Below are 1,074 nucleotides of genomic sequence, written 5' to 3' on the forward strand. Positions count from 1 at the left end.
GGGTACTGTCAATAATTTTGTGTAAATGACCATTCACCCATTCAAGGTAGCTCATCACCTGTGTATTCAATTGTACTTGTTCGAAGTGTTGATTTGAGTGTGTAGGAAAGGGCTAGCCCTTTCCTACACACTCAAATTTCGCGCTGGCGCGTTCCGGTTTAGTTTGCCGGTTCGTGCAGCTGCTCAAACATCTCTTCTAGCTCCGCACGGGCCTGATTGAAGCCAATGTGGCAGCGTGTGGCGAAACGTTGATTATAGTCCTCGAACTGCGTCACTAAAAAGCGTTCCAACGATTCTTCACTCGGGAACTGTTCCTTGCGCTTCGTGTATTTCTTGATTTGTTTATTAAACGACTCGATTAAATTCGTCGAGTAGATACTTCGCCAAATCGCCTTTGGAAAGCTGTAAAACGTCAGTAAATACGGGTTTTCTCGTACGCCTTGTGCGACCTTTATATACGATTTGCCCCATTTTTCGCAGAACGTCTCGAGCGCTTCTTTCGCTGCTTCGGCGTCCTTTGCTTGGTGAATCGTTTTAAAATCCTCGCATACTTCCTTGCGATCTTCTACGCGTACTTTATGCATGATATTGCGCGCCACATGGACAAGGCACACCTGATATTTTGCCTTTGGAAACACGTTGAACACAGCGTCTGCCATGCCTTTTAAGCCGTCTGATACGAATAACAGCACGTCTTTTACACCACGGTCCGTCAGCTCTTCTAATAGCTCCTGCCAGTTGTAAGCAGATTCCGTTGGGGCAATCGTATAACCAAGCACTTCTTTCGAGCCGTCTTCACGAATGCCGACCGCAATATAGACCGCCTCTTTTGACACCGTATCACGACGCACGGCAATATAGGTCGCGTCTAAATACACGACTACGTAACGATTGTGCAACGGACGGTTATTAAAGGCTTCTACCGTTTCTGAAACAGCCTTTGTCATATTCGAAATCGTTTGAGGCGTATAGTGATGCCCATACATTTTCTCGATTAATTGCGCAATTTCCGCCATCGTAATTCCTTTTTTGAACAGGTGAATCACGGTTTCTTCCAGCGTATCGTTCGAGCGC

1 protein-coding gene is annotated in these 1,074 nt (G+C 46.2%); it reads right to left on the reverse strand.

The window, feature by feature from the left end; translation table 11 throughout:
- Positions 1–158 precede the first annotated feature (158 nt).
- Positions 159–1,074: IS256 family transposase (locus KGI01_RS13650; RefSeq protein ID WP_141275136.1), on the reverse strand; the 916-nt coding region annotated here is incomplete at its 5' end.

The sequence above is a fragment of the Kurthia gibsonii genome (genome assembly GCF_006539985.1).
In the GTDB taxonomy this organism is placed as follows: Bacteria; Bacillota; Bacilli; order Bacillales_A; family Planococcaceae; genus Kurthia; species Kurthia gibsonii.